The sequence below is a fragment of the Accumulibacter sp. genome (assembly GCF_023806635.1).
GTDB lineage: Bacteria > Pseudomonadota > Gammaproteobacteria > Burkholderiales > Rhodocyclaceae > Accumulibacter.
The window spans coordinates 1-7,138 of the sequence record NZ_JAMTDQ010000116.1; the positions used below are offsets into that span (position 1 = coordinate 1).

7 protein-coding genes and 1 tRNA gene are annotated in these 7,138 nt (G+C 65.4%); 5 read left to right on the forward strand and 3 right to left on the reverse strand.

The genetic code is table 11. The features are described from left to right. Positions 1–180: 180 nt before the first annotated feature. Positions 181–624, reverse strand: a complete 444-nt coding sequence (locus NFW30_RS19675) for a phasin family protein (RefSeq protein WP_295349567.1) — start codon at positions 622–624, stop codon at positions 181–183. 315 nt (positions 625–939) lie between these two features. Between NFW30_RS19675 and NFW30_RS19680 the strand changes: the two genes are divergently transcribed. Further along, positions 940–2,349, forward strand: coding sequence for a wax ester/triacylglycerol synthase family O-acyltransferase (locus tag NFW30_RS19680; protein ID WP_295349569.1), 1,410 nt, complete (start codon positions 940–942; stop codon positions 2,347–2,349). A 223-nt stretch (positions 2,350–2,572) separates the two neighbouring features. Here the strand turns inward: NFW30_RS19680 and NFW30_RS19685 are convergent, their stop codons facing one another. Beyond that, a complete protein-coding gene (locus NFW30_RS19685; protein ID WP_295349570.1) occupies positions 2,573–2,860 on the reverse strand; it encodes a hypothetical protein in 288 nt (95 codons plus the stop codon). 163 nt (positions 2,861–3,023) lie between these two features. Here NFW30_RS19685 and NFW30_RS19690 point away from each other — a divergent pair, with 163 nt between their 5' ends. From NFW30_RS19690 to NFW30_RS19705, 4 genes are all read left to right on the forward strand, one after another. After that, on the forward strand, positions 3,024–4,346 hold the full coding sequence (locus NFW30_RS19690) for a replication-associated recombination protein A (RefSeq protein ID WP_295349571.1): 1,323 nt from the start codon (positions 3,024–3,026) through the stop codon (positions 4,344–4,346). A 2-nt stretch (positions 4,347–4,348) separates the two neighbouring features. Then, positions 4,349–5,632 carry a serine--tRNA ligase gene (gene serS, locus NFW30_RS19695; protein ID WP_295349572.1) on the forward strand — a complete coding sequence of 428 codons (1,284 nt, stop codon included), beginning with the start codon at positions 4,349–4,351 and terminating at the stop codon, positions 5,630–5,632. A 109-nt stretch (positions 5,633–5,741) separates the two neighbouring features. Next, positions 5,742–5,831: transfer RNA gene (locus NFW30_RS19700), tRNA-Ser, on the forward strand. 137 nt (positions 5,832–5,968) lie between these two features. After that, positions 5,969–6,433: a hypothetical protein gene (locus tag NFW30_RS19705; protein WP_295349573.1), complete on the forward strand. Its 465-nt coding sequence runs from the start codon at positions 5,969–5,971 to the stop codon at positions 6,431–6,433. 73 nt (positions 6,434–6,506) lie between these two features. On the opposite strand, the gene NFW30_RS19710 is transcribed toward NFW30_RS19705, so the two are convergent. After that, on the reverse strand, positions 6,507–7,130 hold the full coding sequence (locus tag NFW30_RS19710; protein ID WP_295349574.1) for a hypothetical protein: 624 nt from the start codon (positions 7,128–7,130) through the stop codon (positions 6,507–6,509). Positions 7,131–7,138 lie beyond the last annotated feature (8 nt).

Sequence of the window (7,138 nt, forward strand, 5' to 3'; positions counted from 1 at the left end):
GGACATCTTGATCCGCCCAGCCTCGACGGTATGAGTAATTGTGGTAATCACCTAACAGAGGAATCTAGGTTCAACAGTGAGCGCGGCGCGCGTCGCCACAGCGGTCCGACGCGCGCGCTGCGCGGCCGGCCGGCCGGCGATCGGCCGCCGCGCTGCCGGCGCAGCCGCAGCCGCAGCCGCTCAGGCGCTGCCGACGATTGGGCCCGCTTCGGCCTTGGCTGCCGGTTTGTCCAGCGACTTGATCTTGCCGCTGGCCAGCTTCTGGACTTCAGCGCTAAGCTGGATGACGCGCAGCGAGAGTTGCTCGATGTCGCGCCGCGTGGCGAGGATGACGAAGTCGAGCGGTCTGAGAAAGCGCTCCCGTACGAGTTGCTCGCCGCGCTCGATCGTCGCCGTCGCGCTGCTCTTCAGTTCGGCCGACGTTTCCTCGATCTGCCGGCGCGCCTTCGGCTGCATCGCCTGGCCTTCACGAACCAGCGCCGCGAAGGTCTGCATGCTGCTGCGGGTCGCCAGCGAGTAGGCGCCCAGACCGCACAACCAGAGCCTGCGCAGTCCTTCGCGAGTCTGGGACAGCAGTTGTTCGGCGTGCATACGATCAATCAGGTTGCTGCTTGGGTTGCTCATTTGAATCTCCTTCGTCGAACGGGATGCCGGATTTCCGGCGTTTGCCCAGGGGTCCTGGCTGCACGTCGCCGGCGGCGACGCTGCGGAAGAGTCCGGACCGCATGCCCGTGGCTCTCTCTCAAGCGGGGAGGGGGCAGCGCCGGTCGCTGCCGCTGCCCGTCCGTCACTCAGCCAACGCCGACGAGTCTAGCCGGCATCGCTAGAGGACGCACACTAAACGACTGCGCGCCGGCCGCCAGAAATCGGGGGCTGTGTTAAGGTGTCGCCCGATTGTTGTGCTGACCGCATTCCCGCCCGACCCGCAAGGAGACCGTCATGAACAAGCTTTCCCTGCTCGATTTCGGTTTCTTCATCGCCGAATCGGCCGAGAGCCCGAAGCACGTTGGTGGACTGATGATCTGCAGGAGACCGGCCGGGTCGAAGAGTGTTTTCGCCAGTGATCTGCACCGCGAGATGCTCGCCTGTGCCGATGTTCAGCCACCGTTCAATCGGCTGATCGAGTTCTCGCTGACGTCGATGCCGAGTTGGCGCCAGGCTGAGACCGTCGACCTTGAGCAGCACGTCCTCTACCATCGGCTGCGGCGTGGCAGGAACGGCCAGCGCGACCTCTATCAGCTGGTTGCCGAGCTGCACCAGCCGATGCTCGATCGCTCACGACCGCTGTGGGAGCTGCATGTCATCGACGGTCTGAGAGGTGCACGTTTCGCGTTGTACCTGAAGATGCACCATGCCTGTGCAGACGGCGTGACGATGATGCGCTGGGCGGCGGAATCGCTGTCGACAAGCGCTGACGATGGCGACCTGCGGCCGGTGTGGTCGGTCCGCCACGGGCACGCGGAGCGCAGGCTGCAGCGCGAGCGCGAAAAGCTGGCGACCTCGCTGCTCGGTGATCTGCTCGGTGCCGGCAAACGCGTTCTCGGGGTTGGCCGTCTGGCGGCGATGATGCTGCTGGAGAGCGTCAAGCTGACGAAGAACGCCATCTCGCTGCCGTTCGCCGCCGATGGCAACACGCCGTTGACCGGTCAGGTGACTTCCGGTCGGCAGTTCGCGTCCGCCTGCGTCGACATGCAGCGGGTGAACGCCGTCCGGGCGCGGACACGCTCGACGCTGAACCATGTGGCGCTGACCTGCCTCGATGGGGCCCTGCACCGCTACCTGCGCGACGAGGGCGTGTCGTTGCGGACGCCGATCACGATCCAGATGCCGGTCAACCTGCGGCGAGAGGGTGACGAGGGCGCTGGCAACAAGATCGGCTTCGTGCAGGTCGAGCTGTCGGCGCCCACGGATGACCCCTACGTCCGCCTGCGCAACATCGGTTTTTCGCTGCGCAACGTGCGCACGCTGATCGACAGTGTGGCACCGGAGGCGATCGAGTCCTACACGGTGATCACCTCGCTGGTCGGTCTGATCGCCGAGAAACTCAACCTGAGCGGCCGCCTGCCACCGGCCAACGGCAATACGCTGGTTTCGAACGTGCCCGGTCCGCCGCATCATCTCTACGTCAAGGGTGCGCGGATCGAGGAACTGCACCCGATCAGCACGCTGCCGCCGGGAAATCTGCTCAACATCACGCTCTTCAGCTATGCCGGTCGGCTGTTCTTCGGCCTCATCGCGACCGATGAACTGCCGCATCTCGAGCGGCTGAGCGACTATGTCGGTGAAGCGTTCAGCGAGCTCGAGCAGTCGGTCACCGACGCCTTCGCCACTCCTGCTCCGGCAGCGTAGGGCTGCGCGGGCTTTCCCGCCGGCGGCACGGCGGCGGCTGTCCGCGCGGCTCTGGCGCCGGCAAAAAAAAACCGGGCGGGGACCCGGTGGAAAGCTCGGCCTCCTGGTCGCTTGGCGGAATTGCACGGTTCCGCAGCGACTCTGGTGGAGCGGACGGCGCAGGCAGTGCATTGCCACTGCCCGGCAGGTCGCTCCGAGCGTAGCCCGCGAGGGGCGTTGTCATTCAACCGCGCACTGCGGATCGCTTCTTTCTGGTACATTCCTTGAGTTCGGCGAGGAGCAACTGGAAGCCCTCGAAAGAGATGTCGGCGGCCTCGCTCAGCTCCGGCAACCGGCGCTCGGGTTGCCGCCGGCGTTCCGGTAGCTTTCCGGGGCGCCCGAGGTCGTCTTGGCGCCGGTCACTGCCACTGCGGACTCTCTGCGTTTTCAACTCGATTCCTCCTGCCAGGACCGCCCGAAGCGATGCCGTGACGATACGCTTGCCGGCGATCGCCGCCGTGCGGGATTTCACGTTTCCCATCCTGCCGCCGACGGTCTCGCGACGTACCGTGCGGTTCGCAGCGCGGCGGTCGGCGTGCGGCGGGAAAGCGCTTGACATGCAGGCTGGCACGGTCGATCAACCCGACCCCGCCGGTCTGTCGGGACCGGTCGTGCCGCTTGTTTGCTGAAGGGAAATGACGATGATCGGCCTGTCTTCCGCAGACCACCCGCACGTGCCGTTGGCCGAACGACTGCGGCCACGGACGCTGGCCGAAGTGATCGGGCAGGCGCACCTGCTCGGACCCGGCAAGCCGCTGGCCATTGCCTTCCAGTCCGGACAGCCGCACAGCATGATCCTTTGGGGCCCTCCCGGCGTGGGCAAGACGACTCTGGCGCGCCTGATGGCGGACGCCTTCGCTGCCGACTTCATCGCCTTGTCTGCCGTCTTTGCCGGCGTCAGGGACATCCGCGAGGCGGTCGCCAGAGCCGAAGTCAGCCGCGCCCGGAGTGACCGGCGGACGATCCTCTTCGTCGACGAGGTGCATCGGTTCAACAAGGCGCAGCAGGACGCCTTCCTGCCCTATGTCGAGGGTGGGCTGCTGACCTTCGTCGGCGCGACGACCGAGAATCCGTCATTCGAGCTCAACTCGGCGCTGCTCTCGCGCGCTGCGGTCTACGTCCTGCAGCCGCTGTCGGTCGCAGAGATGGGCGAACTCCTCGACCGTGCCTTGCGGCACGCGTTGCCCGGGATGAGTGTCAGCGACGAGGCACGGGCGCGGCTGGTCGGTTTCGCCGATGGCGACGCGCGGCGCCTGCTGAACGTCGTCGAGCAGATCGCCACGGCATGCAGCGAGGCGCAGCCGTCGGGCATCGACGGCGCCTTCATCGAGCAGGCTCTGGCCCAGAGCCTGCGGCGCTTCGACAAGGGCGGCGACGCCTTCTTCGACCAGATCTCAGCGCTGCACAAGGCGGTGCGAGGTTCCTCGCCCGATGCGGCTCTTTACTGGTTCTGCCGGATGCTCGATGGCGGTGCCGACCCGCGCTACCTGGCGCGACGGATCGTCCGCATGGCGTGGGAAGACATCGGCCTCGCCGACCCGCGTGCCGCGCGCATCGCCCTCGACGCTGCCGAGAGCTTCGAGCGACTCGGTTCACCCGAAGGCGAGCTGGCGTTGGCGCAGGCCGTCCTCTACCTGGCGATGGCGGCCAAGTCGAATGCCGGCTACCTCGCGTATAATGCCGCGCGCGCCTTCATCGGCAACGACGCTTCGCGGCCGGTGCCGCACCACCTGCGCAATGCGCCGACGCGGCTGATGAAGACCCTCGGTCATGGCAAGGACTATCGCTACGCGCACGACGAGCCGGAAGCCTACGCTGCAGGCGAGAGCTATTTCCCGGAGGGCATGCCGGCCGTCGAGTGGTATCGGCCGGTGGCGCGTGGGCTCGAGATCCGGATCGGCGAGAAACTCGCCCATCTGCGCGAGCTCGATCGCCAGGCCAGAAAGGACAGGGACTGAGCATGCTTGACATCCAGCTGTTGCGCAACGACATCGACGCCGTCGCCGAACGGCTCGCCAGCCGTGGCTTCACCCTCGACCGCGCCGGTTTCCAGCGGCTGGAGAGCGAGCGGAAGCAGCTGCAGACGCGCACCCAGGAATTGCAGGCCTCGCGCAACAGCCTGTCGAAGCAGGTTGGCGCGCTCAAGGTGCGCGGCGACGATGCCGCTGCCCTGATGCAGCAGGTGGCAGCGCTGAAGGAAGAGCTGGAGGCCAATGAGGCCCGCCTCGGGGGCTTGCTCAAGGAACTCGACGACTTCCTGGCGACGCTGCCGAACCCGCCGCATGAAAGCGTGCCGGTCGGTCGCTCCGATGCCGACAATGTCGAGGTCAGGCGCTGGGGAATGCCACGCGACTTCGAGTTCGCCGTCAGGGATCACGTCGACCTCGGTGAGAAGCTGGCGCAGCTCGACTTCGCCACCGCTGCCAAGATCGCCGGCACCCGCTTCTGCCTGATCCGCGGTCCGCTGGCGCGCCTGCACCGCGTCCTGGCGCAGTTCATGCTCGACACCCACACCGCCGAACACGGTTACCAGGAGGTCTATTCGCCGTATCTGGTCAACGCCGCCAGCCTGACGGGAACCGGGCAGCTGCCGAAATTCGAGGAGGACCTGTTCCGCATTCCGCGCCCCGACGCCGAGCCCCTGTACCTGATTCCGACCGCCGAAGTACCGGTCACCAACATCGTTCGCAACGAGATACTGGCGGCGGCCGACCTGCCGCTGAAGCTCGTCTGCCACACGCCCTGTTTTCGCTCGGAGGCTGGCTCATATGGTCGCGACACGCGCGGCATGATCCGCCAGCACCAGTTCGACAAGGTCGAACTGGTGCAGATCGTCGCCCCTTCCGAGTCGCAGGCGGCGCACGAGGAACTGACCGAGCACGCCGAGCGCATCCTCGAACTGCTCGACCTGCCGTACCGGCGGGTCACCCTGTGTACCGGCGACATGGGCTTCTCGTCGGCCAAGACCTACGATCTCGAGGTCTGGCTGCCGGCGCAGGGCGCCTATCGCGAGATCTCCTCATGTTCCAACTTCGAGGCCTTCCAGGCGCGGCGCATGGCGGCCCGCTATCGCAATGAGCGCAACCGGACCGAACTGGTGCACACGCTCAACGGTTCCGGCCTCGCTGTCGGGCGCACGCTGGTGGCGGTGATGGAGAACTATCAGAACGCCGACGGCAGCATCGGCATTCCGGCGGTGCTGCGGCCGTATTTTGGCGGCATGGCGACGATCCCGGCAAGCTGAGCGCACCGGCCCGCTGGCGGTTGCCGCGCGCGGGAGCGGAGAGAACTTGCAGCGGCGAGGCTCGCGATCCGTGCAGCCGGGCGTTCCTGTGCTAATATTCGCGCCCGACGGAGAGGTGGCAGAGTGGCCGAATGTACCTGACTCGAAATCAGGCGTAGGTGTGAGCCTACCGAGGGTTCGAATCCCTCCCTCTCCGCCAGAAGTATCGATTAAGCCCATGTCTTCATGGGCTTTTTTTGTACAGGCCGATGGTCGACTATCAATACGACTATCAATCAACCCTCCGGTTGGCAGGTTGTCGCCCTCCCACGAGCGCTGACTGTTCGGAGATTACCCATGAAACATCGGCAGGCAACCGGGCACCCGCTGGAGAACCCGGAAGTGGTTATCAACCTTTGGGCGTACACGGGAGAAGACGGCACCATCCTGCGCCTGGCTGGAAAGTTCTACGTCATGCAGGGAACGGATGCCGAAAAGCTGGCGCTGCTGCGCCAACTCGCGGCGACCGATTTTCTTTCCGCGCCTTGGCACAAGGTGCCGAGTAATTTCACCATGCAGCACATGGTCTTTGGCGAAATGCAAGGCGTAGCACAGGCGTCGATGATCAGCGACCCGTACTACCACCAGAACCTGTTCGGACCGCTGATTGAATCACTGGCACAGTCGATTCCCGAGCAAGTGCGCAGCGTGGAGGGCAAGTATCAGACGTTTCGGCTCGGCATCCCTCAACAACCGCTCTGTGTCTCGACACTCGTCATGGAAATTGAGGATGGAAGCTTGGTTCCCATGGTGTCTGGCTAGGCTTTAAGAAGAAGCTCGTTGCCTCCCGCAAAGGCAACAGCATCGGCCCTCTGTTTTTTGCGAAACAGATTCATCACCAGCCGTCGCCGCCATCATACACACCGCGTTGCCGCCTCTTCATCGACTCCAGCCACTTCACCACCCCCGCCAGCGTTGCCTCGGCGCACGCGTCGTGGGCCGCAGTCAGACGCTCGAACGTGCGCCAGTGCATCCCCTTGGGTTTCCCGCCGTCGGGGTTGGCAATGCCCGCCGGCCAGCCCAGACGCCGCCTGATTTTCTCCGCCCGCCGCCGCGCACGATCGTCCTCGGCTTCCCGCTGGCTCGCATAGACCAGACGGTAGCAGTGCCGGCAGGCGAAGATCGAACCACCATACAGAATCGCCACGCGCCTCCCGCATCCGGTTGCCGGGCAGCGGAACCACGCGCGCCGACCGCCGAGGTTGCAGGGTGTCCATTCCAGATAGACGGGGTACTCCATCGGTTGCCATTCGCCACCGTTGTTCCGGCTGCGATAGCTGAGCATCACACGGTCGACTTCCGTGCGGATCTGGATCGACGCCACCTCCTCGCCGTTGCCTGTCCATTGCCAGCCGAAGGCCCGACCCGGTTGTAGCAGGCGATCGCGTTGCAGCCGCCGGACATCAAGCGTCCGCATTGTTACGTCTTCCTCTCCCAGAGGGCTGAGGCGCTCGCTCATCCCGCGAA